Source organism: Agromyces flavus, from assembly GCF_900104685.1.
GTDB classification, from domain to species: domain Bacteria; phylum Actinomycetota; class Actinomycetes; order Actinomycetales; family Microbacteriaceae; genus Agromyces; species Agromyces flavus.
Genome location: NZ_LT629755.1, coordinates 1998501 through 2025225 on the forward strand (window position 1 = coordinate 1998501; position 26725 = coordinate 2025225).

25 protein-coding genes and 1 tRNA gene are annotated in these 26725 nt (G+C 71.1%); 7 read left to right on the plus strand and 19 right to left on the minus strand.

Annotated elements, in window-relative coordinates:
- Positions 1–9 precede the first annotated feature (9 nt).
- The 4 genes from BLT99_RS09395 to BLT99_RS09410 form a co-directional block, all read right to left on the minus strand.
- Entirely contained in the window at positions 10–789 is a 780-nt protein-coding gene (locus BLT99_RS09395) for an alpha/beta fold hydrolase (protein ID WP_229724731.1), read from the minus strand.
- On the minus strand, positions 786–1454 hold the full coding sequence (locus BLT99_RS09400) for an isochorismatase family protein (protein WP_092675979.1): 669 nt from the start codon (positions 1452–1454) through the stop codon (positions 786–788). Before BLT99_RS09400 ends, BLT99_RS09395 begins: the two co-directional genes overlap by 4 nt.
- Positions 1455–1559: 105 nt before the next feature.
- The gene (locus tag BLT99_RS09405; protein WP_229724730.1) at positions 1560–2993 is read right to left on the minus strand and encodes a D-alanyl-D-alanine carboxypeptidase/D-alanyl-D-alanine-endopeptidase; all 1434 of its coding nucleotides are present in this window, start codon (positions 2991–2993) and stop codon (positions 1560–1562) included.
- 52 nt (positions 2994–3045) lie between these two features.
- A complete protein-coding gene (locus BLT99_RS09410) occupies positions 3046–3960 on the minus strand; it encodes a M20/M25/M40 family metallo-hydrolase (RefSeq protein ID WP_229724773.1) in 915 nt (304 codons plus the stop codon).
- Between BLT99_RS09410 and BLT99_RS18025 the strand changes: the two genes are divergently transcribed.
- Positions 3949–4230: a hypothetical protein gene (locus BLT99_RS18025; protein ID WP_229724785.1), complete on the plus strand. Its 282-nt coding sequence runs from the start codon at positions 3949–3951 to the stop codon at positions 4228–4230. The two genes, BLT99_RS09410 and BLT99_RS18025, sit on opposite strands and share 12 nt — an antisense overlap.
- On the opposite strand, the gene BLT99_RS09415 is transcribed toward BLT99_RS18025, so the two are convergent.
- Positions 4212–5201 carry a Gfo/Idh/MocA family protein gene (locus BLT99_RS09415; RefSeq protein WP_092671454.1) on the minus strand — a complete coding sequence of 330 codons (990 nt, stop codon included), beginning with the start codon at positions 5199–5201 and terminating at the stop codon, positions 4212–4214. The two genes, BLT99_RS18025 and BLT99_RS09415, sit on opposite strands and share 19 nt — an antisense overlap.
- A 117-nt stretch (positions 5202–5318) precedes the next feature.
- On the opposite strand from BLT99_RS09415, the gene BLT99_RS09420 reads away from it, so the two are divergent.
- The 3 genes from BLT99_RS09420 (at position 5319) to BLT99_RS09430 (ending at position 7462) form a co-directional block, all read left to right on the plus strand.
- Positions 5319–6134 (plus strand): SGNH/GDSL hydrolase family protein, encoded by an 816-nt coding sequence (locus BLT99_RS09420; protein WP_092671457.1) that lies wholly within the window; start codon positions 5319–5321, stop codon positions 6132–6134.
- 76 nt (positions 6135–6210) lie between these two features.
- Positions 6211–7047, plus strand: a complete 837-nt coding sequence (locus BLT99_RS09425) for an SGNH/GDSL hydrolase family protein (protein WP_157674968.1) — start codon at positions 6211–6213, stop codon at positions 7045–7047.
- A gap of 25 nt (positions 7048–7072) precedes the next feature.
- Positions 7073–7462 (plus strand): OsmC family protein, encoded by a 390-nt coding sequence (locus BLT99_RS09430; protein WP_092671463.1) that lies wholly within the window; start codon positions 7073–7075, stop codon positions 7460–7462.
- A 45-nt stretch (positions 7463–7507) separates the two neighbouring features.
- Here the strand turns inward: BLT99_RS09430 and BLT99_RS09435 are convergent.
- The 5 genes from BLT99_RS09435 to topA form a co-directional block, all read right to left on the minus strand.
- A tRNA-Thr gene (locus BLT99_RS09435) sits at positions 7508–7583 on the minus strand.
- A 92-nt stretch (positions 7584–7675) separates the two neighbouring features.
- A complete protein-coding gene (locus BLT99_RS09440; RefSeq protein WP_308209006.1) occupies positions 7676–9205 on the minus strand; it encodes an alpha/beta hydrolase in 1530 nt (509 codons plus the stop codon).
- On the minus strand, positions 9202–10386 hold the full coding sequence (locus BLT99_RS09445) for a DNA polymerase III subunit delta' (protein ID WP_092671466.1): 1185 nt from the start codon (positions 10384–10386) through the stop codon (positions 9202–9204). The genes BLT99_RS09440 and BLT99_RS09445 overlap by 4 nt, the downstream gene beginning before the upstream one ends.
- A gap of 50 nt (positions 10387–10436) precedes the next feature.
- Positions 10437–11057, minus strand: coding sequence for a dTMP kinase (gene tmk / locus BLT99_RS09450; protein WP_092671469.1), 621 nt, complete (start codon positions 11055–11057; stop codon positions 10437–10439).
- A complete protein-coding gene (topA, locus tag BLT99_RS09455; RefSeq protein WP_092671472.1) occupies positions 11054–13828 on the minus strand; it encodes a type I DNA topoisomerase in 2775 nt (924 codons plus the stop codon). Before topA ends, tmk begins: the two co-directional genes overlap by 4 nt.
- 199 nt (positions 13829–14027) lie before the next feature.
- Here topA and BLT99_RS09460 point away from each other — a divergent pair, with 199 nt between their 5' ends.
- Positions 14028–14261: a hypothetical protein gene (locus tag BLT99_RS09460; RefSeq protein ID WP_092671475.1), complete on the plus strand. Its 234-nt coding sequence runs from the start codon at positions 14028–14030 to the stop codon at positions 14259–14261.
- A gap of 42 nt (positions 14262–14303) precedes the next feature.
- Here the strand turns inward: BLT99_RS09460 and BLT99_RS09465 are convergent, their stop codons facing one another.
- From BLT99_RS09465 to BLT99_RS09480, 4 genes are read right to left on the minus strand one after another with little or no spacing between them, the layout of a single operon-like run.
- A complete protein-coding gene (locus tag BLT99_RS09465; protein ID WP_092671478.1) occupies positions 14304–15440 on the minus strand; it encodes a bifunctional 2-methylcitrate synthase/citrate synthase in 1137 nt (378 codons plus the stop codon).
- A 22-nt stretch (positions 15441–15462) separates the two neighbouring features.
- Positions 15463–16362 carry a methylisocitrate lyase gene (prpB, locus tag BLT99_RS09470; protein ID WP_092671481.1) on the minus strand — a complete coding sequence of 300 codons (900 nt, stop codon included), beginning with the start codon at positions 16360–16362 and terminating at the stop codon, positions 15463–15465.
- Between the two features lie 9 nt (positions 16363–16371).
- Positions 16372–17910 carry an MmgE/PrpD family protein gene (locus BLT99_RS09475; protein WP_092671484.1) on the minus strand — a complete coding sequence of 513 codons (1539 nt, stop codon included), beginning with the start codon at positions 17908–17910 and terminating at the stop codon, positions 16372–16374.
- A 36-nt stretch (positions 17911–17946) separates the two neighbouring features.
- The gene (locus BLT99_RS09480) at positions 17947–18588 is read right to left on the minus strand and encodes a GntR family transcriptional regulator (RefSeq protein ID WP_092671487.1); all 642 of its coding nucleotides are present in this window, start codon (positions 18586–18588) and stop codon (positions 17947–17949) included.
- 203 nt (positions 18589–18791) lie between these two features.
- On the opposite strand from BLT99_RS09480, the gene BLT99_RS09485 reads away from it, so the two are divergent.
- Positions 18792–20762 carry an AMP-binding protein gene (locus tag BLT99_RS09485; protein WP_197675482.1) on the plus strand — a complete coding sequence of 657 codons (1971 nt, stop codon included), beginning with the start codon at positions 18792–18794 and terminating at the stop codon, positions 20760–20762.
- Positions 20763–20926: 164 nt separating this feature from the next.
- On the opposite strand, the gene BLT99_RS09490 is transcribed toward BLT99_RS09485, so the two are convergent.
- Genes BLT99_RS09490 through BLT99_RS09510 form a run of 5 tightly spaced genes read right to left on the minus strand, consistent with a single transcriptional unit; the run spans position 20927 to position 24133 of the window.
- Complete coding sequence (locus tag BLT99_RS09490; RefSeq protein WP_229724729.1) at positions 20927–21292, minus strand: Rv3654c family TadE-like protein; 366 nt, start codon at positions 21290–21292, stop codon at positions 20927–20929.
- The gene (locus BLT99_RS09495; RefSeq protein ID WP_133988579.1) at positions 21289–21597 is read right to left on the minus strand and encodes a TadE family type IV pilus minor pilin; all 309 of its coding nucleotides are present in this window, start codon (positions 21595–21597) and stop codon (positions 21289–21291) included. Before BLT99_RS09495 ends, BLT99_RS09490 begins: the two co-directional genes overlap by 4 nt.
- A 16-nt stretch (positions 21598–21613) precedes the next feature.
- A complete protein-coding gene (locus tag BLT99_RS09500; RefSeq protein WP_092671493.1) occupies positions 21614–21877 on the minus strand; it encodes a DUF4244 domain-containing protein in 264 nt (87 codons plus the stop codon).
- Between the two features lie 55 nt (positions 21878–21932).
- Positions 21933–22961 carry a type II secretion system F family protein gene (locus BLT99_RS09505; protein ID WP_092671496.1) on the minus strand — a complete coding sequence of 343 codons (1029 nt, stop codon included), beginning with the start codon at positions 22959–22961 and terminating at the stop codon, positions 21933–21935.
- Positions 22955–24133, minus strand: a complete 1179-nt coding sequence (locus BLT99_RS09510) for a TadA family conjugal transfer-associated ATPase (protein WP_229724728.1) — start codon at positions 24131–24133, stop codon at positions 22955–22957. The genes BLT99_RS09505 and BLT99_RS09510 overlap by 7 nt, the downstream gene beginning before the upstream one ends.
- A gap of 556 nt (positions 24134–24689) precedes the next feature.
- Between BLT99_RS09510 and acs the strand changes: the two genes are divergently transcribed.
- Positions 24690–26645 carry an acetate--CoA ligase gene (acs, locus tag BLT99_RS09515; RefSeq protein ID WP_092671499.1) on the plus strand — a complete coding sequence of 652 codons (1956 nt, stop codon included), beginning with the start codon at positions 24690–24692 and terminating at the stop codon, positions 26643–26645.
- Positions 26646–26725: the final 80 nt, after the last annotated feature.

Here is a 26725-nt window from a genome sequence, read left to right on the forward strand (position 1 = left end):
TCGCGGGGATCAGGACAGGAAGGCGATCGCCGCGTCCTTGAACGCCCGAGCCGTGAGCGTCGAGACATGGTCTCGGCCGGGGATCGTGACCAGGTCGCTGCCCCAGTCCAGGGCCAGTTCCTGCACCCCGCGAGGCACCGGATCGTGCTCTCCGGCGACGAAGAGCACCGGGATGCCCCCGGGGATCGCGAGCGGGGCGCCCTGCACGCCCTCGATGCACGCGAGCAGCGCCTCACGATCCGCGCCGTTGCGGATCGCCGGCGCGAGCACCGCGGCGATGAGCGGATTCGAGGGCGGCGCGTCATGCAGCAGGTACGCCCTCGCTTCGTCGAGGCTCCAGGTCGCGAAGAGCTCGGTCGGTCCCGCACCGCCGACCACGGCGCGTCGCACGCGGTCGGGCGCGAGCTCGCACAGCGCCGACACGACGCGATTGCCCATCGAATAGCCGATCACGTCGACGACCGGCGCGCCCGCAGAGTCGAGCACGGCGACCAGGTCGGCCCCGAGCCGGTCGGGCGAGTACGCCTCCCCCTCCGCCGGCTTGTCGCTCTCACCATGACCGCGCAGGTCGACCAGGATGACCGATCGACCCGCTTCTTCGAGGGCGCGGACCCAGCCTGTGCCCTCCCAGGTCACGGCCGAGGTGGACGCGAAGCCGTGGACCAGGAGCACGGGCGGAAGCGACGCGTGGCCGGCGTCGAGGTCGCCGACGGTGCGGTACGCGATGAGCACGCCGTCGGCCGCCTCGGCGTGCAGCATGGGAAACGGCGCGGGCGACGACGCCCTCACGCGGACATCCCCGCCGAGGTGTCCGCGTCCGCATCGCCGGGTTCGCCGGACTCGGGCGACGCGACGATCGTCGCGGCCGGCAGGGCGCCCGAGTCCACGATCGCGACTCCCGCGTGCCCGAGCTCGGCGATGGCGGCGTCGGACGTCGTCTCGTCGACCCCCGCGACGAGGTCGCGCAGCACGCGCACGTGCTGGCCGTGCTCGAGCGCGTCCAGGGCGCTCGCACGCACGCAATAGTCCGTCGCGATGCCCACGAGGTCGATGTCGGTGATGCCGTGCCGCGTGAGCAGGTCGGCGATCGTGTCGCCCGCGTCATCCGTGCCCTCGAAGATCGAGTAGGCGGCGATGCCCTGGCCCTTGCGGATGTGCGCGTCGACGTGCGACGTGTCCAACGCCGGGTGGTACTCGGCGCCCGGTGTTCCGGCCACGCAGTGCACGGGCCAGGTCGTGATGTAATCGGGCTCCGATTCGGTGGCGAAATGACCGTCGTTGTGCTCGTCGGGGTTGTGCCAGTCGCGCGAGGCGACCACGAGGTCGTATCCCGCGCCGTGCTCGGCGAGGTACTCGGAGATCCGCGCCGCCGTCGCGGCGCCGCCCTCGACGCCGAGGGCTCCGCCCTCGGTGAAGTCGTTCTGCACGTCGATGATGAACAGGGCGCGACTCATGATCGGCTCCTTCGCTCTTCGGGTCTCGACGGGACCATCCGTCGTCGATTCCATTCTGGCGCGGATCGGCGCGGTCGGCGCTCCGTCCTCGTCCGCTCGTCGCGATCAGGTGTTCGCGAGCTCGTCGCCGCAACGGTAGAAACCCGTGGCGAGCGTGTCGATGGCCTGTTTCGCGGCGTCGGTGACGTTGCCGAGCGCGTAGATGGCGAACGTGAGCGTCGTGCCGTCCTGGGCGTGGATGATGCCGGACAGCGTGTAGCCGGTCGTGATCCACCCCGTCTTGGCGAAGACCGCGCCGTCGGCGATCGCATTGTCGCCCGCGAATCGATCCGCGTACGACAGCGAGCCCTTCTGCCCCGAGACCGGCAGCCCGTCGCGGATGACGCCCAGGTTGCCCTCGCGCGACTCGATCTTCGCGAACAGCCGCGTCAGGTAGGCCGGCGGCACGGCGTTGTCCGGGGACAGGCCCGAGCCGTCGACGACGCGGATGCCGCCGCGCGCGATGCCGTAGGTCGCGAGCACCTGGCGCATCGCGGGGTCGATGGCCTCGAAGGTGCCGCCGGTGCCGACCTCGATCGCGACCAGGCGCGCGAGCATCTCGGCCGCGGTGTTGTCCGAGACGATGAGCGACTTCTCCACGAGCTGCGCGACGGTGGGCGACCAGACCCTGCCGAGCTCGGCCGCGCCCGACGGGGCCACGCCGCGCTCGATGGCGCCGATTCCGCCGACCTCGGCGGCGAATGCCTCGCCAGCGCGACCGACGGGGTCGGTGCCGCGTGCCGACGTGTTCGCGTACGGGTCCTGACGGTCTCCGTCGACCATGAGCGCGGTGATGTCCGGCATGTAGCCGAGTTCCCGCTCAGCGGGATCCCAGCTCGCATGCCACGGCTCGCCGCCGAAGAGCGAGCTGTCGAGCACGAGCTTGGTCAGCGGCGGGTTCGACGGATCGGCCTCCCACGCGGCGCGGACCTGCCGGGCGAGCTCGTCGAGGTGCGCGGCGCCGGGGTACACGGTCTCGCTGCCGCTCGGAGTGCGCGAGAGGGTGAGGTCTCCGCCCCCGACAAGCACGACCGAGCCCGGCTCGGCCCCGCGCACCACGGTGGTGGCGAAGCGGTGGTCGGGGGCGAACACGGCGAGCGCCGCGGCGGACGTGAGCACCTTCATGACGCTCGCGGTGCGCGACGCCGTGAGGCCGCCCCGGTCGAAGAGGATCTCGCCGGTGCCGGCGTTCATCACCTGCGCCTGCAGGTTCGCCAGTCGCGGATCGGCGGCGAGGTCGGCAACGGAACACGTGCGAACGCGCGGCGGCGGCACGCTGGGCGCGGCCGCCTGCGGGGTCGGCGTCGGAGTCGGCGAGGGCGTCGTGGTCTCGGTCGGCAACGGCTCCGGCGCGGCCGACGGCGGATCGTTCAGCGCGGCACCGAGCGCGACCGCTCCCCCGCCGACGAGGGCCACGGCCACGAGCGCCGCAGCGGCGGCCACGGCGCGGTGGCGGGCGATCACGCCGCGGATGCCGCGGGGCGAGGTCTGAAGATCCATCCGCGGCATTGTACGGATCGCACCCGGGTGCACCGTGGGAAGCGGTCCGCCGTCAGCCTCCGCAGAAGTCGGCGATGACGTCCTCGACGATCGCGACGAGGGTCCGAAGCGACGCGACCGTGACCCATTCCTCATCGGCGTGGGCGCCCCCGCCCGCGGGGCCGACGAGCACCACGGGGATGTCCGCGTCGGCGATCAGTCCGGCATCAGTCCACCACGGGTCGCCGCGACGCACCGCGGGTGTCCCGCTTTCGCGCTGCACCGCCGCCAGGACGGCTTCGGCGATGGGCGACCCGGGATCGGCCTCCATGCCGGGACGCGCGACGAGTTCCTCGATGCGTGCGGGCCGGGATGCCGCGAGCGCACGCTCGAGCTCTGGGCCCGGGTCGGGTTCGCCCGGGAGCGTGCGACGCTCGACGACGAGCGTGCAGCGGTCGGCGACGGTTGCGGCATCCGTCCCGCCGTCGATGGTCGCCAGCCGAACGCTTCCGTTGCCGAGCAGCGGATGTCGCGGGCGCGCACGCAGCTCGCGCCCGAGTTCGCGGAGCGCGACGAGGCCGTCGAGTGCTCGGTCGATGGCGTCCACGCCGAGTTCGGGTTGGGAGCCGTGCGCGGCGACGCCCTCGTACTCGACGCGGTACCAGGCGAAGCCGCGATGCGCGAGCGTCACCTCCAGGTCGGTGGGCTCCAGCACCACCGCGGCGTCGGGCAGCGCCGCTTGCTCGGCGTCGAGTGCGGAGAGGAGCTCCTCCATGCCCACCGAGCCGAACTCCTCATCTGCGGCGAACGCGAGCACGACGTCGCCGGCGAGGTCGTGCGGCGCCGCGGCGGCCGCGATCATCGCGGCGGCCAGTCCGCCTGCCATGTCGTACGCGCCACGACCCACGACACGCTCGTCCGAGAGCGGCACGGACGCGCCATCCGCCCCCGACCCCTCGCCGCCGACCGTGTCGAGGTGACCGGCCAGGAGGAGCGTTCGCCCACCGCCGGTGCCCCGCCGCCGGGCGAGGACGCTGGGCCGAGCGGGGTCCGCACCGACGAGGCGGACCTCGAACCCGCGAGTCCCGAGCCATCCCGCGACGAACTCGGCGAGTTCCCGCTCACCCGCCCCGCCCGCGACGAGCGACGGGTTGGCGGCGTCGATGCCGACCAGCCGGCGCGTGAGCGAGACGACGTCCGCGTCGTCGGGCCGCGGCTCGGCCGGCCCATCCGCCCGGATCAGTCCTCCCCCGGATAGCGCAGCCCGATCTCGGCGCGGATGCGGTCGAGCGTGCCCATGATCTCCACCGATTCCTCGGCCGAGAGGATGTCGCCGCCGTCGAGCCGGCCCTCGGCCACAAGGCGTTCGAACGCCTCGGCCTGGAAGTGCATGCCCCGGCCGGTGACCTCGGAACGGAACTCCTCGAGCACCGAGCCATCGGGCGCGACCACGCGGAACGTGGTCGGCGCGTACCAGATCGCGTCGATCTCGATGCGGGCCTGCGTGCCGAGGATCACCGCGCGGTTCGACCCCGCCGTGTCGCTCGCCGAGTACGTGCTGGCGATGCGACCCGAGTCGTACCCGAGCTGGACGGCGATGCCGGCGTCGGCACCAGTCGAGCGGAACACCGCGGTCGACTGGATGGTCGTCGGCGCGCCGAAGAGATCCCAGGCGAAGGAGATCGGGTAGATCCCGAGGTCGAGCAGCGCACCGCCGCCGAGCGCGAGGGCGTTGAGCCGGTGCGCGGGATCGTCGGAGAGCTTCTGCGTGTGATCGGCGACCAGGGATCGAACGTCGCCGAGCGTACCCGCTGCGACGATCTCGCGGATGCGCACCATGTGCGGCAGGTAGCGCGTCCACATCGCCTCGAGGGCGAGCACGCCCCGCTCGCGCGCCGCGTCGGCGACCGCGCGGGCCTGAGCCTGGTTCAGGGCGAACGGCTTCTCGACGAGCACGTGCTTGCCCGCCTCGATCGCGAGCAGCGCGACCGCGGCGTGGAACGGATGCGGCGTGGCGATGTAGACCGCGTCGATGTCGGGATCGGCAAGGAGCCGATCGTAGCCGCCGTACGCGGTCGGGATCCCGAACTCGTCGGCGAACGCCTGCGCGGTGTCGAGCGAGCGCGACCCGGCGGCCCTCACGTCGAAGCCATTGAGCAGCAGGTCGTTCGTGAAGACGTGGGCGATGCCGCCCGGCGCGAGGATGCCCCAGCGAAGTCGATCGGTCATGCGGGTCAGCCTATCGGCGGGTCGGGACCGGCCGGCCGGGCGATCGTCGGCGTCGGATCGCGATGACACCCGTTCTGGGAAGGTGCGGATTCCTCGGCTACCCGCTACGGTTCGGCCATGTCGGCACGTTCGATCCGAAGGAGCCGCATCGTCGGCTCGACCGTCGCGGCCATCGTCGCCCTCGCCGCCGCCCTCGGCGGTGCCGCACCCGCTGGTGCCGAACCTCCGCCGCCCGTCGCGAAGTACGTCGCGCTCGGCGATTCCTACGCCGCCGGGCAGGGTGCCGGCGTGCCGCTCGACCAGTGCCTCCGCAGCACGGCTGCATATCCCGTGCTGCTCGACGCCGAGCCGCGCACCAACCTGCTGCGATTCGCCGCGTGCACCGGGGCGACGATCGACGACGTGCTGTCGTCGCAACTGTCGCAGGTGAACCGCGGCACGACGCTCGTCACCGTCACGGTCGGGGCCAATGACCTCGGTGCCGGAGCCGCGTACGCGGTCTGCGTGCCGGATCCCGCATCGCTGCAGTGCACTGCCGCGATCCAGGCGGTCTTCGAGATCTTGCAATCCGGAGTGATCGCTGAGGACCTCACCGCCCTCATTCTGGCGATCGGCGAGCGCGCACCGAACGCCCACATCGTGGTCACGGACTACCCGATCCCGTTCGCCGACGGGCTGGGGACCGTGACGGACACCGTCAACCTCGCAACCCTCGCACTGAACGAGCAGATCGCCGAAGCCGTGCAAGCGGCGGCCGCTCTGGGCGCCGACGTGGAGCTCGCGAGCGTCCAGCTGGCGTTCCTCGGGCATGGGGTCGGCAGCCTCGATCCCTGGCTCGGCGACGACCCGTCGGACCCGGTGAGCTTCCTGCATCCGACCCCTGCCGGCCAGCAGGTGTACCTCGCAGCGATCCTCGCGGCGCTGGCGGACTGAACGGCGGATGACCATGGACCCCGCACGCGCCGCAACCGCTGACGACGACGGCCCACGGCGCTCCCGAATCGCATTGGTGGTCGCCACGGCGATCCTGGCGGCGCTCGCCCTCCTGCTCGGCACCGCGGCGTTCGGTCCCGCCGAGCCCGCCTCGGCCGCCGTCGCGGCGGGCAAGCCCGTCAAGCCGCCGAAGCCCGGGGGCTCGACGGAACTCGAGTACGCGGCCGTCGGTGACTCCTTCGCCGCCGGCGTCGGTGGCGGCAGCTACCTCGACACGTCGTGCTATCGGAGTGCGAACAGCTACCCGAGGCAGCTCGACGCCGATGCGAACAAGCGCCTGGTGTCGTTCCCCGCCTGCACGGGTGCGTCGACCGTCGAGACGCTCGCGCAGATCGCGACCATCTCGACGACCGCCAAGGTCGTCACGGTCACCGTGGGTGGGAACGACGTCGGATTCAGCAACGTCATGCGGAACTGCTTCGCGTTCCCGTCGGACTCCTGCCAGTCCTCGATCGACGCCGGCGCCGCGATCGCCGCCTCGCAGGCGTTCCGCGACAAGGTCGCCGGAGTCATCACCGCCATCCGCACGCGCACCGAGCCCGACGCGAAGGTCATCGTGGCCGGCTACCCGCTGCTCTTCCACCTGAATTCGTCGGGCGTGAACACGAGGTACCAGTGGGCCGACGAGGTCAACGCGGAGACCGTGGTGCTCAACAACGTCATCGAGTCGGTGGCGGTCGGCACCGGGGCGACCTTCGTGGACGTCGAGGATGACTTCGCCGGTCACGGCATCGGCAGTGGCAGCTCGTGGATCGTGGATTGGATGTACGTCAACTGGAACACCGCGTTCCATCCGACGGCGACCGGGTACGCGGCATACGCCAACGCGATCCGCGCGGTTCCCGTGCCCTGACGCGGGTCGGGAGCAGAATCGGGAGATGGACCTCTCCTCGTTCGGCGTGCGCGCAACCGCGGGCACGCTTCGCGCCGCCGACGGCGTGACGCTCGACCACGTCTGGACCGACGAGGGCGTCGTCGCGGCCCCGGCGACCAACGGCGCCCAGGTGCTGCACCTGTCCGTGGCGCTCTGCATCCTCAACGACACGTACCGGGAGGCGGATCGGCTGGGGATCGAGCTCGCCGGCATCGCCGTCGAAGCCGACGGCGGCTTCACCGACGCGTGGCGCTCGACCGGCATCGAGTATTCCGTGACGCTCGATTCCACCGCCTCGGCCGATGACCTCGAACGGCTCCGCGCTGCGGTCGACGCGGTCGCCGAGATCCCTCGCGCGATCCGTGCGGGTGCGCCGGTCTCGCGCCTCGGATGACTCCGGAACGACGAACGGCCCGGACATCGTCCGGGCCGTTCGCGCTGGAGCCGCCTGTGGGAATCGAACCCACGACCTATTCATTACGAGTGAATCGCTCTGCCGACTGAGCTAAGGCGGCGTGACCTCGTCTCGGCGGAACCGGACGGGCACGAGAGACCATGTTAGCGGGTTTTCCGAGCGCTCATGACCATCGCACGGGTCGCCGCGAGGTCAGCACCCGGGGTCGGACGAGGGCACGGTTCCGTCGAGGAAATACGCCTCGACGGCCTGGTCGACGCACGCATTGGACTTGCGATAGGCGGTGTGCCCCTCGCCGTCGTAGGTCACGAGCACGCCGCTGTCGAGCTGATCGGCGAGCGCGACCGCGTCGTCGTAGGGGGTGGCCGGATCGCCGGTCGTGCCGACGACGAGGATGGGCGCCGCGCCCTCGGCGGTGGTGGGCGCTGGCGGCCCGTCGGCCGCATACGGCCAGTTCGCACACCCGATGTCGCCGAAGCTGAAGTACGGCCCGATGATCGGCGCGGCCTCGGCGAGCTCGGCCGCCCGCTGCCGCATCGACGAGACATCATCGTCGTAGGTGTTATCGAGGCAGTTGATCGCGCGGAACGCTTCGACCGAGTTGTCGCGGTACGTGCCGTCGGTCTCGCGGCCGTTGTAGCCGTCGGCGAACGCGAGGGCCGTATCGGCCTGGCCGAACATGACGGACTCGAACATGTCGCTGAGGTACGGCCAGGTCTCGGGACTGTAGAGCGGATAGATGATCGCGAGCACGAGGGCGTCGGCGCCGAGCTGCCGCCCGTCGCTGCCCTGCAGCGGACTCGCGTCGACCGAGGCGAGCAGGCGCCCGACCTCGTCGGCCGCTTCGTCGACCGTGCCCGCGAACGGGCATTCGTCGGACGCGAGGCAGTCGGCGAGGTAGCCCTTCAGCGCGTGCTCGAACCCGATCGATTGGGCGATGTTCACTTCGTCGAGGGTGGTCGTCGGGTCGACCGCGCCATCGAGCACGAGGCGGCCCACCTTGTCGGGGTAGAGGTCGGCGTAGGTCGCGCCGAGGAGCGTGCCGTAGGAATACCCGAGGTAATTCAGCTTCTCGTCGCCGACGATCGCGCGCAACAGGTCGAGGTCGCGCGCCGCGCTTTCGGTGTCGACATTGGCGAGCAGCTCGCCCGTGCGGTGGGCACACGCGGCGCCGAAGTCCTCGTTGGCATCTCTGGCGGCGGCGATCCACTCGTCGCTGCCGCGCTCGGCCGGGATCACGCCGTAGAGGAACGCGTCCTTCTCGGCGTCGTCGTCGAAGCAGGTCACGGGGGTGGAGCGCCCCACGCCGCGTGGATCGAACCCGACCACGTCGAAGTGCTCTTGGAGACGAGGGCCGACCGCGTAGCCGAGTGATTCGGAGATGAACTCGTACCCGGACGCGCCCGGGCCACCCGGATTCACGAGCAGCGATCCCTGCTTCTCGCCCCGCGCAGGCTGCCGCACCAGCGCGAGCTCGATGGAGTCGGTCTCGGGCGCCGACCAGTCGAGAGGCGCAGTGGCCGTGGCGCACTGCATCTGGCCGCAGGGTTCCCACTCGAGCACCTGTTCGTAGTACGGCTCGAGCTCGGCGCTCACCTTCTCGCCCGTCGGCTCGGAGCGCGCACTGCCCGGCCCTGTCAGGAACGACGGGAGGGAGCATCCGCTCATGACCAGGACGGTCGCCGCGGCGACCGCCGCCAGCCATCGGCGCGCGCGCCTCACGATCGCACCCCTCGTGCCGGCTCGGGACGCCGGATCGCCGCGACCAGCATCGCCTCGAGCGCGAGCGCGGGCTGCACGTTGCCGTCGATGCGGGTACGGGCCTCCTGGATGGCGTCGAGCGTGGCGAGCGTTCGTGCGGGCGGGGCGGATGCCGCGGCCCGCGCGATGTCGTCGGCGATCTCGACGTTGACCAGCTCGACGTCGGCACCGAGCTGGGTGATGAGGATGTCGCGGAACAGCGAGGCGAGGTCGACCAGGATGCGGTCGATGCCGTCGCGCAGGCTCCGGGTCGCGCGACGCTTCTGGTCCTCCTCGAGCGCCCGCAGCTGGGAGCGGAGGGCGGCCGGCACGGCCTGGCCGGGTGCCACGCCGAGCGAGCGGAGGGTGTGCTCGCGTTCCTCGGCGTCGCGCAGCTCGGTGATCGCCTTCGCGTCGTCACCGGCGATCTCGAGCATCCGAGCCGCCGCGGCGACGGCGCCCGGCGTGGACCGGACCGAGAGCGCGAGGCGGAGGGTCTCGGCACGACGGTCGCGCGCCTCGACGCTCGTGGCCAATCGGTGCGCCATGCCGATGTGGCTCTGCGCCTCTCGCGCGGCGCGCTCGGCGATGATCGGATCGACGCCGTCACGGCGCGCCAGGAGCGCGGCGACATCGGCCACGCTCGGCACCTGGAGTCGCACCGACCGTACGCGCGATCGGATGGTGGGGATGAGGTCGGCCTCGCTCGGCGCACACAGGATCCAGACGGTGCGCTCCGGCGGCTCCTCGAGCTCTTTCAGCAGCACGTTCGAGGTCTGCTCGGTCATCCGGTCGGCATCCTCGACGACGATGACGCGGTGGCGTCCGACCGACGGCGCGTAGTGCGAGCGCTCGACGATCTTGCGCACGTCGGCGACCTTGATGATCACGCCCTCGGTCGCGAGCACGTGGAGATCGGGGTGGCTTCGCGCGACGACCTGCGCGTGCACCGCCTCATCGCCGTCGGGCGCGCCCGAGAGCAGCGCCTCGGCGAACGCGTAGGCGAGGTTGGAGCGACCGGAACCGGGCGGACCGGTGATCAGCCAGGAGTGCGTCATGTCGGACGACACGGGGGCGCCGTGCGCGGCCGTCGACGCGGTCGCCGCCGCGCGCAGCACGGCGATCGCGGCATCCTGGCCGGTCAGGTCGCTCCACACGGTCACGATTCCACGCTACCTGCCGCCGCCGACGCGGATGCCGCTCCCCGGCGCACTCACAGCAGGGGCTCGACCCGCTCGGAGATACGCGCGGCGATCTCGTCGACGGGCAGCGTCGCGTCGACGACGAGGAAGCGCTCGGGCTCGGCGGCAGCGAGGCCCAGGTACGCGTCGCGGACCCTGGCGTGGAACTCCCCCGCCTCGGCCTCGAGCCGGTCGTACCGCGTGCGCGCATCCTGGAGGCGGCCTTGCGCGACGTCCCATGGCAGGTCGAGCAGGACCGTGAGGTCGGGCATGAGGCCCTCGGTCGCCCAGTCGGACAGCGCGCGCACCTCGCGCGCGTCGAGCACCCGGCCAGCACCTTGGTATGCGACCGACGAGTCGACATACCGGTCTTGGACCACCACGTCGCCGCGGGCGATGGCGGGCCGCACGACCGTGGCGACGTGGTGCGCCCGGTCGGCCGCGTAGAGCAGCGCCTCGGCCCGCGGCGCGACGTCGCCGCGATGGTGCAGCACGATCTCGCGGACCTCGACGCCGACGGGCGTGCCGCCGGGTTCCCGCGTCCGGAGGACCGCACGACCATGCTCGGCGAGCCACTGCTCGAGCAGGCTCGCCTGCGTGGACTTGCCGGAACCGTCGCCGCCCTCGAGGGTGACGAACAGTCCGCGACTCACGCCGAGCTCGACTTCTTCGAGCGCGTCGAGGTCGAACGCTTCGCCGTGGTCGTCCGCTTGGCGCGCGGCGCGGCGGGACCCTTGTCGCGCTTGACCTGGAGCAGTTCCGCCGCACGTTCGAACGTGATGTCCTCGACGGATTCGCCGCGCGGGATCGTCGCGTTCGTCGTCCCGTCGGTCACGTACGGTCCGAACCGGCCGTCCTTGACTTTGATCGGCTTGCCGCTGACCGGGTCCTCGGCGAACTCCTTGAGCGCGCTCGATGCGCGACGCGCGCCGTACTTCGGCTGGGCGAGCAACTCGAGCGCGCCGGCCAGGTCGATCTCGAAGATCGCATCCTCGCTCGGCAGCGTGCGCGTCTCGGCACCCTTCTTCAGGTACGGGCCGTAGCGGCCGTTCTGGGCGGTGATCTCGTCGCCCGACTCGGGGTCGGCCCCGACGATGCGCGGCAGGTCGAGGAGCTTCAGCGCGGTCGCGAGGTCGATCTCGGCGGGCTGCATGCTCTTGAACAGCGACGCCGTGCGCGGCTTGGGCGCCGCCGTCTTCTTCGCCCCGCGCTTGGGCTTGGCGGGCTCGGCGACCTCGCCGGTGGCGGGGTCGACGCGGGCCTCGTCCGCCTCGGGCTCGGGCTCGATCTCGGTGACGTACGGCCCGAACCGTCCGTCCTTCACGACCACCTGCTTGCCGTTCTCGGGGTTCGCACCCAGCACCCGGTCGCCCTGCACGGGCGCCTCGATGAGCTCGCGCGCCTTCTCGGCGGTGAGCTCGTCGGGCGCGAGGTCGTCGGGCAGGTTCACGCGGCGCGGCGGCGCGTCGGGCGCGGCGTCGGCATCCATCGTCTCGAGGTAGGGCCCGTACTTGCCGATGCGGAGCGTGACGCCCGGCGTGATCTCGACCGAGTTGATCTCGCGCGCGTCGATCTCGCCGAGGTTGTCGACCACTTGGCGGAGTCCCTTGTGCCGGTCGCTGCCGAAGTAGAACTCGTTGAGCCAGTCCACGCGGTCGGCTTCGCCCGACGCGATGCGATCGAGGTCGTCCTCCATCTCGGCGGTGAAGTCGTACTCGACGAGGTCGCCGAAGTGCTCCTCGAGCAGGCGCACCACCGAGAACGCGACCCAGCTCGGCACGAGCGCCTGGCCGCGCTGCGTGACGTACCCGCGGTCGAGGATGGTGGAGATGATCGAGGCGAACGTCGAGGGTCGTCCGATGCCGAGCTCTTCGAGCCGCTTGACGAGGCTCGCCTCGGTGTAGCGCGGGGGCGGGCTCGTCTCGTGGCCCTTCTCCTCGAGCTCGGCGAGTCCGACGGCCTGTCCCTCCTTGAGCGGCGGCAGCTTCGCCTCGCCCGGCGAGTCGTCGGCGTTGCGCTCCTCGTCGCGGCTCTCCTCATATGCGGCGAGGAAGCCGCGGAACGTGATGACGGTGCCGCTCGCGGTGAACTCGGCCGTGGTGCCCGCCACGGGCGCCGTCGCCGATTCGGGCGTCGTGGCGTCGGCTGCGGTCGGACCGACCTCGATGGTGACGGTCGCCGTCTGGCCCTTGGCGTCGGCCATCTGCGAGGCGACGGTGCGCTTCCAGATGAGGTCGTACAGCTTGAACTCGCTGCCACGGAGGACGTTCTGCAGTTCGGCCGGCGTGCGGAAGACCTCGCCCGACGGGCGGATCGCCTCGTGCGCCTCCTGGGCGTTCTTGGACTTGCCGGCGTACGCGCGCGGCTTGTCGGGCACACTGTCGGCACCGTAGAGCTTCACGGCCTGCGTGCGCGCGGCCTGAATCGCCTGCTGCGAGAGCGACACCGAATCGGTGCGCATATAGGTGATGTACCCGTTCTCGTACAGCGACTGCGCCACGCGCATGGTGTCGCGGGCCGACAACCGCAGCTTGCGAGCGGATTCCTGCTGCAGCGTGGAGGTCGTGAACGGTGCCGCCGGGCGCCGCGAGTACGGCTTGGACTCGACTCGGCTCACACGGCGCGCGACCGCGTCGTCGCGCAACGCCGCGGCCAATGCGTGCGCCGTCGGCTCATCGAGGACGACGGCCTTGCCCGTCAGTCGACCCGAGTCGTCGAAGTCGCGGCCGGTGGCCACGCGCTCGCCGCCGACGCGGACCAGCTTCGCCTCGAAACCGGAGTCGTCACTCGTGAACCGGCCGACGAGGTCCCAGTAGGACGCCGGCACGAACGCGAGTCGTTCGCGCTCGCGATCGACGACGAGCCGCGTCGCGGCCGACTGCACGCGACCGGCCGACAGGCCCGGTCCGACCTTGCGCCAGAGCACCGGCGACACCTCGTAGCCGTAGAGCCGGTCGAGGATGCGACGGGTCTCCTGCGCGTCGACGAGCGCCGTGTCGAGCTCGCGGGTCTGGTCCTTCGCCTTGAGGATGGCGTCCTTCGTGATCTCGTGGAACACCATGCGCCGCACGGGCACCTTGGGCTTGAGCTCCTGCAGCAGGTGCCAGGCGATGGCCTCGCCCTCGCGGTCCTCATCGGTGGCGAGCAGGAGCTCGTCGGCGTCCTTCAGCGCGCGCTTGAGTTCGGCGACCGTCTTCTTCTTCGAGTCGGAGACCACGTAGTACGGCTCGAACCCGTTCTCGACGTCGACGGAGAACTTGCCCAGCGAGCCCTTCTTGAGCTCGGCCGGGAGGTTCTTGGGCTCGATGAGGTCGCGGATGTGGCCGACCGAGGAGAGGACCTCGTAGCCGTCGCCGAGGTACGCGGCGATCGACTTCATCTTCGTCGGCGACTCCACGATCACGAGCTTCTTCGTGCCTGGCACCGGACTCCTTATTGCTGATGACACTGGACGGGGAACGCACGACGTCGCCTCGCCCCCGAGCGGTGTGCTGATCGGTCGGCGGCGTCGCGCCGACAGGCACACCATACACATTCCGGCCGTGAGCGCACCTGCGGACGGCCGATCGGGCCGAGGGACGCAAGGCCCTTGCCCGTGTGGAGGACAGGTGCAGAATGACCGCATGGACACGTCATCGGGCACCTATACCGCGAAGCTGATCGACGGGCCGCTCGAGGGCAAGACGGTCTCGACCGGCTTCCTCGACAGCGGCGACCCGCAACCGCGTCTCGAGATCTCGGGCGACGGCGGCAAGCGCTACGTCTACTCCCGTGCCGCGGGGCTCGAGTTCGCCACGCCGGGCGACGACCGGCCCAGCGCGGTCGATTACCGCTTCATCGAGACCGTCTTCGACTGACCGACCGGATGCCGCGCACGTATGCCGCGCGGCCAGGCGCGCTCAGACGTGCCGCTCGTCCACCCCGTCGTACGCCGACAGCGGCCTGATCAGGGCGTTGGACGCGGCCTGCTCGATCACGTGCGCCGTCCACCCGGTCACCCGCGACGCCACGAAGAGGGGCGTGAAGAGCTCCGTGTCGAACCCCATGAGGTGGTACGCCGGGCCCGACGGATAGTCGAGGTTGGGGTGGATGCCCTTGCGCGCAGTGAACTCGGTGGCGAGCGCGTCGTAGAGTGACGCGACATCCGGCCGGTCGTAGTGCGCGATGAGCGTGTCGAGCGCGGCCTTCATCGTCGGGACGCGTGAGTCGCCGTTCTTGTACACGCGATGGCCGAAGCCCATGACCTTGCGCTTCTCGGCGAGCGCCGCGTCGAGCCAGGGCACGACCTCGTCGGCCGAGCCGATCTCGTCGAAGACGTGCATGACGGCCTCGTTGGCGCCCCCGTGCAGCGGTCCCTTGAGCGCGCCGATCGCGCCGACGACGGCCGAGTGCAGGTCGGAGAGCGTCGAGGTGATGACGCGCGCCGTGAAGGTCGATGCGTTGAACGAGTGCTCGGCGTAGAGGATCATCGACACGTCGAACGCGTCGACCACGACCGGCTCGGGCACCTCGCCGAAGGTCATGTGCAGAAAGTTGGCCGAGTAGTCGAGATCGTCGCGCGGCGGCACGAGGTGCTGTCCTCGGCGCCGGCGCTGGTCGTAGGCGACGACGGCGGGCAGGGCCGCGAAGAGTCCGGTCGCCTTCACGAGGTTCGCTTCGGGGCTCGAGTCCTGGGCGGCCGGGTCGGACGCGCCCATGACGCTCACGGCCGTGCGCACGACGTCCATCGGGTGGCACGTCGTGGGCAGCAGGTCGATCGCGGCCTTCACGTTCGGCTGCAGTGCACGCCCCGCGCGCTCGGCGGCGCGGAACTCGGCCAGCTCCGCGCCATCCGGCAGCTCGCCGTGCCAGAGCAGGTACGCGACCTCCTCGAACCGCTTGGCCCGGGCAAGTTCCTGCACGGGGTAGCCGCGGTAGAGCAGCGAGTTCGTCTCGGGATTGACCTTGGAGATCGCCGTGGTGTCGACCACGACGCCGGCCAGGCCCTTGCGGATGTCGGGGCGCGGCGCGGGCGCGGTCGCGAGGGTGTCGGTCATGGCGTCGGTTCCTCTCGCGGGTTCACCGTGCGACGGTGAAGTTGAAGATCGAGGTGTCGAAGTGGTTGTAGCCCTCGTAGTCGATGAGCTCGTAGAGGTCGGCGCGGTGCTGCATCTCGGGCAGCAGGCGCGTGAGCGCACCGGCCTCCGTCAGCTCGTCGAGGCCGCGGCTCGCGGCGCCCATCGCGATGCGCAGCAGCGAGACCGGCCAGATCACGATGTTCATGCCCACGTCGGCGAGCTGCTGCACGGTGAACAGGTCGCTCTTGCCGAACTCGGTCATGTTCGCCAGCAGGGGCACGTCGACCGCGGCGCGGATCGCGGCGAACTCCTCGAGCGAGGCCATCGCCTCGGGGAAGATCGCGTCGGCACCGGCGTCGACGAGGCGCTTGGCCCGGTCGACCGCAGCGTCGAGCCCGTCGACGGCACGGATGTCGGTACGCGCCATGATCAGGAAGTTCTCGTCGCGGCGCGCATCGACCGCCGCAGCGATCCGCTGCAGGGCGGTGTGCTCGTCGACGACCTGCTTGCCGTCGAGGTGGCCGCACCGCTTCGGGTTGACCTGATCCTCGATGTGGAGGCCTGCGAGCCCCGCGTCCTCCATCTCCTGCACGGTGCGGGCGACGTTCATGGGCTCGCCGAAGCCCGTGTCGGCGTCGATGATCGCGGGCAGCTCGGTCATCCGGGCGATCTGACTTCCGCGGCCGGCGACCTCGCTCAGCGTCGTGAGCCCGATGTCGGGCAGCCCGAGGTCGGCCGAGAGCACAGCGCCCGAGATGTAGACGCCCTCGAAGCCCTTGCGCTCGATGAGCCGCGCCGAGAGCGGGTTGAACGCGCCGGGGAAGCGGAGCAGCTCGCCGCTCGCGAGGCGCTCGCGGAACAGCCGGCGCTTCTCGTGCGCGGGGGTCTGTGCGTAGAGCATGTTCTCCTCCTAGAAGATGCCGTGGGGCGTCGGGACCGAGGTGAGCACACCTGGCGCGGCGATGATGGTCAACTGCCCGAGCTCGTCGGGCGTCAGGTGGGGCAGACGCTGCGCGACGTCCAGGAACCGCTCGATCTCGGCTGCCTCGAGGACATCGGCGGCCAGGGCGCGGAACTTCTCGACATACTGCTCGCGGCCGAACGGGCGCGCGCCGAGCGGGTGAGCGTCGGCGACCGCGATCTCGTCGACGATCGTCGTGCCGTCCGTCAGCGTGAGGACCACACGGCCGCCGAACGCCTTCTCGGCGATGTCGAGTGAATGGTAGCGACGCGTCCATTCCTCGTCCTCGACCGTCGTGACGTTGCGCCAGAGGGCGACGGTCTCGGACCGGCCCGCGCGCTCGGGCGTGTACGAGTCGACGTGGTGCCACGTGCCGTCGAGGAAGGCCACGGCGAAGATGTACGGGATCGAGTGGTCGAGCGTCTCGCGCGAGGCCGCCGGATCGTACTTCTGCGGGTCGTTCGCGCCCGAGCCGATCACGTTGTGGGTGTGGTGCGACGTGTGGATGACGACGCTCGCGATCCTCGACGGATCGGCGACCAGCTCGGGGTGCTCGTGGTGGAGCTTGCGGGCGAGGTCGATCCAGGCCTGCGCCTGGTACTCGGCCGAGTGCTCCTTGGTGTACGTGTCGAGGATGGCGCGCTTCGCCTCGCCACGCTCGGGCAGCGGCACGTCGTACGCCGCGTCGGGCCCGTCGAGCAGCCAGGCGATCACGCCGTCCTCGCCTTCGTAGATCGGCGTGGGGCTGGTCTCGCCGCGCATGGCGCGGTCGACGGCCTCGACCGCCATCTTCCCCGCGAAGGCCGGTGCATGGGCCTTCCAGGTCGAGATCTCGCCCTTGCGCGACTGGCGCGTCGCGGTGGTCGTGTGCAGCGCCTGGCCGACGGCCTGGAAGATCGTCTCGGCGTCGAGGCCGAGGAGCGTGCCGATGCCCGCCGCGGCCGACGGGCCGAGGTGCGCGACGTGGTCGATCTTGTGCTGGTGCAGCGAGATCGCCTTCACGAGGTCGACCTGGATCTCGTATCCGGTCGCGATGCCGCGGACGAGTTCCCGGCCGGTGAGCCCCCGCGCGGCCGCGAGGTGCTGAGCGACGGCGACGATCGGCGGGATGTTGTCGCCGGGGTGCGAGTACTCGGCCGCGAGGAACGTGTCGTGGTAGTCCAGCTCGCGTACGGCCACGCCGTTCGCCCACGCCGCCCATTCCGGGCTCGAGCGCCGCGCGACATCCGCGCCGAACACCGTCGCGCCGTCGCCGCCGACCGAGACCGGATGGCTCAACGCCTGGCTGCGCGCCGCGACGACGGGGCGCCGGGTGAGGGATGCGGCCGCGACCGCCGCGTTGTCGATGACGCGGTTCACGACCATCTCGGTCACGTCGTCGGCGACCTCGACCGGGTCGGCGGCGACCTCGGCGATCTTCCAGGCGAGCTGGCCGTCGCGGGCCAGGTTCTCGTCGCTTCGATGGACGCGCACATGGTGGAGCTGCACGGTTGACCTTCCGTTCCGGGGTTGTCTGTCTGGGTGCTAGTCGGCGCCCGCCGACGTGGCGAGCGCATTGGTCAGGCTCATGTGCAGGTGCACGTGCGTGGCGTGGGCAGCCAGCTCGGCGTCGCGCGCGAGGATCGCGTCGACGATCAGCAGGTGCTCGTGCGCGGCGGCTCTGAGCCGGTCGGGATTGTGCCGCGAGAGCCGGCGGATGCGGGCCGAGTGCAGCTGCACGCTGCGCAGGGACGACGCGAGGAAGGGGTTCGCGACCGCCGCCTCGATCGCGTCGTCGAGCTCGTCGACGATCGCGAAGTAGGCGGCGAGCCCCGCCTCGCCCTGGGCGAGCAGCTGCGGCGCCTCCCTGAGCCGCTCGCGGATCGCGAGGAACGGCTCGTCGTCGTGCCGCTGCGCGGCGAGGCCGGCCGCCTTGCCCTCGAGTGCCTCACGGAGCTCGTAGAGCGACACGATGTCGTCGCGCGAGACGGCGGTGACGATCGTGCCGCGGCCGTTGGCCTCGACGAGTCCGTCGGCGGCGAGCTGACGCAGCGCTTCGCGGATCGGGGTGCGGCTCACACCGAGGCGGGTGGACTGCTCCACTTCCTGCAGCACCGTGCCGGGTTCGAGCGCGCCCTCGAGGATCTCTGCGCGGAGCGTGCGATAGGCGCGATCACCGGCTCGCATCGGATCCTCCTCTGCCTCATCGTCCGACCTCAATGTATACACGGATGGCGAGGCAACTGCAATCCACATCGAGAATCTGCCCGGGATGTGGCGCCATCGGGCCGCAGTGTATACATTGGATGCACCGCGCCAGAGTCGGAGCGGATTCGACAGCACATCCCGAGGAAGTGGCACCGTCGCCCTCCTCGGTGGGAGGAACGGCGATGGGCACGACCGAGATGCGCACCTATGCGGACGAGTACCGCCGCAGCATGGAGCAGCCCGAGGAGTTCTGGCTCGAGGCATCCGGCCTGGTCGACTGGATCACCCCGCCTACGCGCGCCCTCGACGACCGCGAAGCGCCGATCTACCGCTGGTACCCGGATGGCACGCTCAACGTCAGCGCGAACGCGCTGGACCGCTGGGTCGCCGCCGGACGCGGCGACCAGGTCGCCCTCGCCTACGACTCCGCGATGACCGGCTCGAAGCGGACCTTCACCTATGCCGAGCTCCTCCACGAGGTCTCCCTATTCGCGGGCGTGCTGCGCGGCCGCGGGGTGCAGCGCGGCGACCGCGTCGCGATCTACCTGCCGATGACGCCCGAGGCCGTCATCGCGATGCTCGCCTGTGCGCGCATCGGCGCCGTGCACTCCGTCATCTTCGGCGGGTTCGCGGCCAACGAGCTCGCGGTTCGGATCCAGGACGCCGAGCCCAAGGTCATCGTCACCTCGTCGGGCGGGCTCGAGCCGGGCCGCGCGGTCGAGTACCTGCCGATCGTCGAGAAGGCGCTCGCGATGATCGTCGGCGATCGATCGGTGACCGACGCGGTGACCTCGTCGATCGCGGTGATCTCCGAGGACGAGCTCAGCGTCGAGACGGTGATCGTGCGCGATCGCGAAGCGGTGCCCGGGAACGCGGCGGAGTTCGACGGTCGCGTCGGCGTGCGATGGGTCGACTGGGCGACAGAGCTCGAGCGGGCCGAGCCCGTCGGAGCCGTCGAGGTCGCGGCCACCGATCCGCTGTACATCCTCTACACGTCGGGCACGACCGGCACCCCCAAGGGCGTCGTGCGCGACCACGGCGGCTACGCCGTCGCACTGGCGTGGTCGATGCGGAGCATCTACGACATCCACCCGGGCGACGTGATGTGGACGGCGTCCGACGTGGGCTGGGTCGTCGGCCACAGCTACATCGTCTACGGTCCACTGCTCGCGGGTGCGACGACCGTCCTCTACGAGGGCAAGCCGGTCGGGACGCCCGACGCCGGTGCCTTCTGGCGCATGGTCGAGGAGTACGGGGTCAAGGTGCTGTTCTCGGCGCCGACGGCGGTGCGCGCCATCCGTCGCGAGGACCCCGGCCTCGAACACCTCCGGCGGTACGACACGTCGACGCTCGAGGCGCTGTTCCTCGCGGGTGAGCGACTCGACACCGAGACCTACCACTGGATCAACGACGCGCTCCACTGTCCGGTCGTCGACCACTGGTGGCAGACGGAGACGGGGTGGGCGATCGCGGCGAACCCGCGCGGGATCGAGCCGCTGCCTGTGAAGCCCGGCTCCCCCACCGTGCCGGTGCCCGGCTACCGCGTGGCGATCGTCGACGGCAAGGGACGCCAGGTGGCCGCGGGAGCCGAGGGCAACATCGTGCTGGAACTGCCGCTTCCGCCAGGCAGCCTGCCCACCCTGTGGGGCGGCGACGAACGCTACGTCTCGTCCTACCTCACCGCCTTCCCAGGGCACTACGCGACGGGAGACTCCGGCTACGTCGACGAGGACGGATACGTCTACGTCATGGGGCGGACCGACGATGTCATCAACGTCGCGGGTCATCGGCTCTCGACCGGCGGACTCGAGGAGGCGATCAACCACCATCCGGCGATCGCCGAGGTCGCGGTGATCGGCGTCCGCGACGAACTCAAGGGCCAGCGGGCTGCCGGCTTCGTGACACTCAAGCACGGCACGGCGATCGACCACGAGGTCCTCGTGAAGGAGCTCGTCGCCCTCGTCCGCGAGACGGTGGGCCCGGTCGCGGCCTTCCGCGACGTGACGGTGCTCGATCGCCTTCCCAAGACCCGGTCGGGCAAGATCCTCCGCAAGACCATCCGCCAGATCGCCGACGGCGAGCCGTACAAGGTGCCGGCGACGATCGAGGACCCGACCGTGCTGACCGCGCTCGAAGCCGCCCTCGGTCGGTAGGCCACCACGCTGGCCCCCGGAACGGGTCGCAATGTGACGGGCGAGGATGACACGAGTGAGGGTTGCTCACGATGATGGGTGACGGACACACCACCCCTGCTGTCCTCGGGGTCGCGGCGTTTCCCTCACCTGGCGCCGCGGCCCTGACAGCCGGGCCGTTCGCTTCAGCTCGGCGGTGGACCCGCTCGCGCGGATGCGGTCGCCGTGAACGCGGCGCGTTCGATCGCGACCTGCACCAGGACGGTCGCCCCGCTCACGTCGCATGACGTCAATCTGGCTCCGTTCACGGCGGCGAGTCGCGTGGCGATCGCGCAGGGCTCACCCGGCACGGCTCCGGAGACCGCATCGGCCGCGGCGAGCGCCGCCGCATCTGCGGCGTTCGCCGCCGACTGCGAGGCCACCGATCCGACCAGCACGGCGGCGAGCCCGGCCGCGAGCGCCACGACAGCACCGACGATGCCCAGCGTGACCACGGTCGCCGCCCCGCGCTCGCCGCGAAGCCGCCGCCACCGCCCGGGCACGAGGCTCACAAGCCGCCCCGCATCGCGCAGGACTCCGCCCGCAGCTCGAGCGCGGAGAGCACCCCGCCCGCGTGCCCGACGAGCGTCGCGCAGACGAACGGGTCATCCACGCTCGTCGCCAGACGCGCCCCGCCGGCATTGCGGGATGCGATGCCGGCGGCGACGGCGTCGCTCTCGCCCCGGCCCAGCGCACGAGCGGCATCAGCGGCCGCGTCGGCCAGTCGGACCTGCACGGCCGCGACGTGGACGGCGGCGAGGGACGCGGCGAGCACCAGCGCGATCGCGGGCAGCGCGACGGCGAACTCCGCCGTCACGCTGCCGCGCTCGCGCTCACCCCACCGTGAGCGCATTCCGAACGAGGTCGGTGAGGATGCCGCGCACCTCGTCGCCCCGGAGGATGACGACGAGCAGGCCCGCGAAGCCGACCGCGGCCATGGTCGCCACGGCGTACTCGGCGGTTGCGGCGCCGCGCTCCCCCGCCAGTCGTTCCACGATCTGTCGGATTCGTCGCCGCGCGAGTGCGGCCGCGCGGACACCGGACTGCCCGATGCCTCCGCCCGCGCGTTCGTCGCCAGTGGTGGGGATGGATGACATGTGGTTCCTCTCTCTGGGCCGCGACTGCGGCGACGGTGGCACGAGACCGAAGTCGTCACACGGCACCGCCCAAGGTGCCCGTGACGACGGAGATGAGCAGCGGCGCGACGCCCAGCAGCACGAAGGCGGGCAGCACGCAGCAGCCGAGCGGGATCATGAGCCGAACGCCGAGCGCGGCCGCCCTCACGGCGCCGGCCGCCTGCGCCGCTCCGCGCCGACGGTTCGCCTCGGCCCGGAGCAGGTCGGCCACCGGAGCGCCCGCCCGCTCGGCGAGTCGGAGCACCGGGGCGGCGGACGCCGATGCGGCGAGTTCGGGCAGGTGGGTCCGGAGCGCCTGGGCGACGATCGCCTCCGCTCGAGGGAGGGAGGTCCCGCTGGTCAGGGCCATGGCGAGCAGCTCGAGCTCGATGCCGCTCGACGGCCGCGACGCCGCCGCGCGGGCGACCATCGCGCGGCTCCAGCGAGTACCGACCCACAGCAGCCCCGAGCCGACGACCAGGCAGCCGAGACCTACAGGGTTGCCGAACAGGACCCCGATCGTGTCGAACCCGAGCACGGCGCCGAAGACCACGGCGATCACGGGGAGCGCGGCGACGAGCTTCGCGCTCGCGGCAGGCCCGGCGAGCGCCGCGGCGGCCTCGCGCCTCAATTGCGCTTCGGACCGGAGCGCACCGGCGAGCGCGCCCAGGCACGCTGCGAGCGGTGCGCCCGCGGCATCCGCCACCGCCCACGCGGCCGCGAGGATCGACCATGCCGGAGACGCGGCGGCGTGCGACGCCCTCGCGCGCGCCATCGCGTCGGCGACGGAGTCCCCCTCGCCGGCGGCTGCGGCTGCCGCGGCGACTACGCGTTCGTCGTCGAGATCCGCATGATCTCGGGCGGTGCCTCCATCGTCGGGCCGAAGGTCGACGTTCCGCCACGCCGCGGCCGGCGCGAGACCGGCGGTGAGCAGCGCCGCAAGCCGCTCGGTCGCGGCCGCCACACGGTCGACGGGGCCGCCCGGGTCGGCCCGGGCGAGACGCCGACGTGAGATGACTGCCGCGGCGAGCCCGGCGAGGGCCGGCGCGTCGGCGCGCCTCAGCATGGCGCGATCCCGAGTCGGGCGCCGTCGAGCTCGAACCGGCCGATCTGCCGGACCCGGCGGCGGCCGTCGTGCCGTTCGAGGTGGACGACGAGATCGAAGGCGCTCACGGCCTGCCGTGCGACCGCGTCGGGCGACATGCCCGCCGTCGATCCGAGCGCCTCGAGCCGCGCCGGCACGTCGTCGAGGGAGTTGGCGTGCAACGTCCCCGCTCCGCCGTCGTGACCCGTGTTGAGGGCGGCGAGCAGTTCGCGCAACTCGGGCCCTCGGCATTCGCCGACGACGAGCCGATCGGGCCGCATGCGCAACGCCTCGCGCAGCAGCACGTCGAGGCCGATCCGACCGCTGCCCTCGAGATTGGCCTGTCGGGCCTCGAGCGAGACGATGTGCGGATGCGAGATTCGCAACTCCGCAACATCCTCGAGCAGCACGATGCGCTCCTTCGGGCCGGCCTCGCCGAGGAGTGCCCCGAGCAGCGTGGTCTTGCCGGTGCCGCCCGCGCCCGTCACGAGGATGTTGCGACGCTCCGACACCGCACGCCGCAGTGCCGCCTCCTGGTCGCCGTCGAGCATGCCCGCCTTCGCGAGCGCGGCGAGCGGGAAGTCCGCGATGCGCGGGATCCGCACCGAGACCAGCGTGCCGCTCGACGACAGCGGCGGCAGCACCGCGTGCACCCGGATGCCTCGACCGAGCCGCACGTCGACGGCCGGGGTCGCCTCGTCGACGTGCCGGCCGCCGCGCGCGATCAGCTGGATCGCGAGCGCGCGCACCTCGGATTCGTCAGCGCTCCACGAGGGCTCGTGCTCGGGACCCGCGCCCCGGTCGACCCACAGTCCACGTTCGCCGTTGAGGAACAGGTCGGTGACCGGACCGGAGGCCGCGTATCCAGCGAGCGGGCCGAGCAGTGCGAGTTCGTCGGGGGTGATGCCGCCGGCAGTCGCACCGAGTGCGTCGGCGACCGACGGTCGCGACGCCGCAACGCGTGGACGGGCGCACTCGACCGGCGGCGCGACATCCGCCCGCTCTGAAACCGCACGTTCGACGAGGTACGGCCGCACCTCGGGCGCCCACGGAGACGCCGTCGTCATCAACGCGTCTCCGCACGCCTCGGCGGCGGGGCGCTCCGGATCGGGCGGCGGCTCCCAGGACGGGACGGCGACGAAGGGGCGAGGCATGCGGCCGAGGCTAGGCGCGAGACGCAGCCGCGACAGGCGTCACCGTGCCGGGAACGGAACGAGCCCCCCGCCACGTCGTTGTGGAGGAGGGCTCGTGTGCGACATCCGTCGCCGTTAACAGAAGGGGGCGGCACCCATTGGGGGGAACAGGTGCCGCCTCGGCAACGCAAGGATTGGGGGGAATCTCGAGCGTTGCAGGCCTCGAAACAAACGTTCGGGCGTTCTCAGTGTATGGGCTCGATCTCCATACGCAAGTACTTTTTGTCCTCATTTGTGCCGACACACAGGAATGTCTGCGACTTCCTCCAGTACGGGAGGGGAACAACGGCGAAATCGTTGGAGAAATCCGCACAACACGACGCATTCCGAAGGTCGATCGCCGACGTGACTTCCGAAGGATCACTCACTCGCGGCTCCATCGACGCGCGAACGGGCTCAAGACTACGTCTCCGTGCGACCCCGTGGCGAACGACACGCCTCCGTCGGGCGCTAGTCTGCTCTACAGGGCAGGCGAACCCGATAGTCCAATCTTTCGCGAAGGAGCGATCGCACCACTATGAACGCGCAGATCGATCACGCGCTCGAGGAGATCCGGCGCTTCCGCCCGAGTCCCGAGTTCGCCGCCCAGGCCGTCGCCGACGAGGGCCTCTACGACGCCGCCCGGGCAGACCGGCTCGGCTTCTGGGCCGACCAGGCCCGCACGCTGCTCCAGTGGGAGAAGCCCTTCACCCGCACGCTCGACTGGTCGAATCCGCCCTTCGCGAAGTGGTTCGACGACGGCGAGCTCAACGTCGCCGTCAACTGCCTCGACCGGCACGTCGAGGCCGGCCTGGGCGATCGGGTCGCGCTCCTCTGGGAGGGCGAGCCCGGCGACTCGCGCGCGATCACCTACGCCGAGCTGACCGACGCGGTCAAGCGCGCGGCGAACACGCTCACCGACCTCGGCGTCGGCGAGCACGACCGAGTCGCCATCTACCTCCCGATGATTCCCGAGGCCGTCGTGGCCATGCTCGCCTGCGCGCGCATCGGCGCCATCCACTCGGTGGTCTTTGGCGGGTTCAGCGCCGACAGCCTCGCGTCGCGCATCGACGACGCCGAGGCATCCGTCGTCATCACCGCCGATGGCGGGTATCGCAAGGGCCGCGTCTTCCCGCTGAAGCCCGTCGTCGACGAAGCACTCGGCAAGGCCGAGGGCGGCACCGTGCGCAACGTGCTCGTCGTCAAGCGCGGCGAGAACGACGTCGAATGGGACGCGGACCGCGACCTCTGGTGGCATGAGACCGTCGGGACCGCGTCGAACGAGCACAAGGCGAAGGCGTTCGAGGCCGAGCACCCGCTGTTCATCCTCTACACCTCGGGCACCACCGGCAAGCCGAAGGGCATCCTCCACACGTCGGGCGGCTACCTCACGCAGGCCGCCTTCACGCACAAGAACGTCTTCGACCTGCACCCCGAACGCGATGTCTACTGGTGCACCGCCGACGTCGGATGGATCACCGGGCACTCGTACGTCGTCTACGGCCCGCTCGCCAACGGTGCGACGCAGGTCATCTACGAGGGCACGCCCGACACGCCGCACCCCGGCCGCTGGTGGGAGATCGTCGAGAAGTACAAGGTCTCGATCCTCTACACGGCACCCACCGCCATCCGCTCGTTCATGAAGCTCGGCCGGCAGATCCCGCACGAGTTCAACCTGCGGTCGCTGCGGCTGCTCGGCTCGGTCGGCGAACCGATCAACCCCGAGGCATGGATCTGGTACCGCCACGTCATCGGCGGCGGCTCCATCCCGGTCGTCGACACGTGGTGGCAGACCGAGACCGGTGCGATCATGATCTCCGCGCTTCCCGGCGTCACCGACCTGAAGCCCGGCGCCGCGCAGGTTCCGGTCCCCGGGGTCTCGATCAGCATCCTCGATGACGACGGCGCCGAGATCCATGGCGAGGGCGGCGGGCTGCTCGTCGCCACCGAGCCGTGGCCGTCGATGCTGCGCGGCATCTGGGGCGACCCCGAGCGCTTCAAGGAGACGTACTGGGAGAAGTTCGGCGACAAGTACTTCGCCGGCGACGGTGCCCGCCGCGACGAGGACGGCGACTTCTGGCTGCTGGGCCGCGTCGACGACGTCATGAACGTCTCGGGCCACCGCCTGTCGACCGCCGAGATCGAGTCGTCGCTCGTCGCCCACCCCTGGACGGCCGAGGCCGCCGTCGTCGGCGCGGCCGACGAGACCACGGGCCAGGCGGTCGTCGCGTTCGTCATCCTCAAGGCGAGCCAGGTCTCGCACGTCACCGACCCGAGCGAGGCGAGCGAGGAGCTGCGCAAGCACGTCGCCACCCAGATCGGCGCGATCGCGCGCCCGCGGCAGGTCTTCATCGTCAACGAGCTGCCGAAGACCCGCTCGGGCAAGATCATGCGGCGGCTGCTGCGCGACCTCGCCGAGGGCCGTGAGATCGGCGACACCACGACACTCGCCGACACGTCGATCATGCAGGTCATCAGCGCGCAGGTGCGCTGACGCCGTCGATACCGGATGTCGCGGCGGGCGCGTCCCCGCCGCGGCATCCGTCGGTGGGATCTCCTGCAGACCGAAAGCGC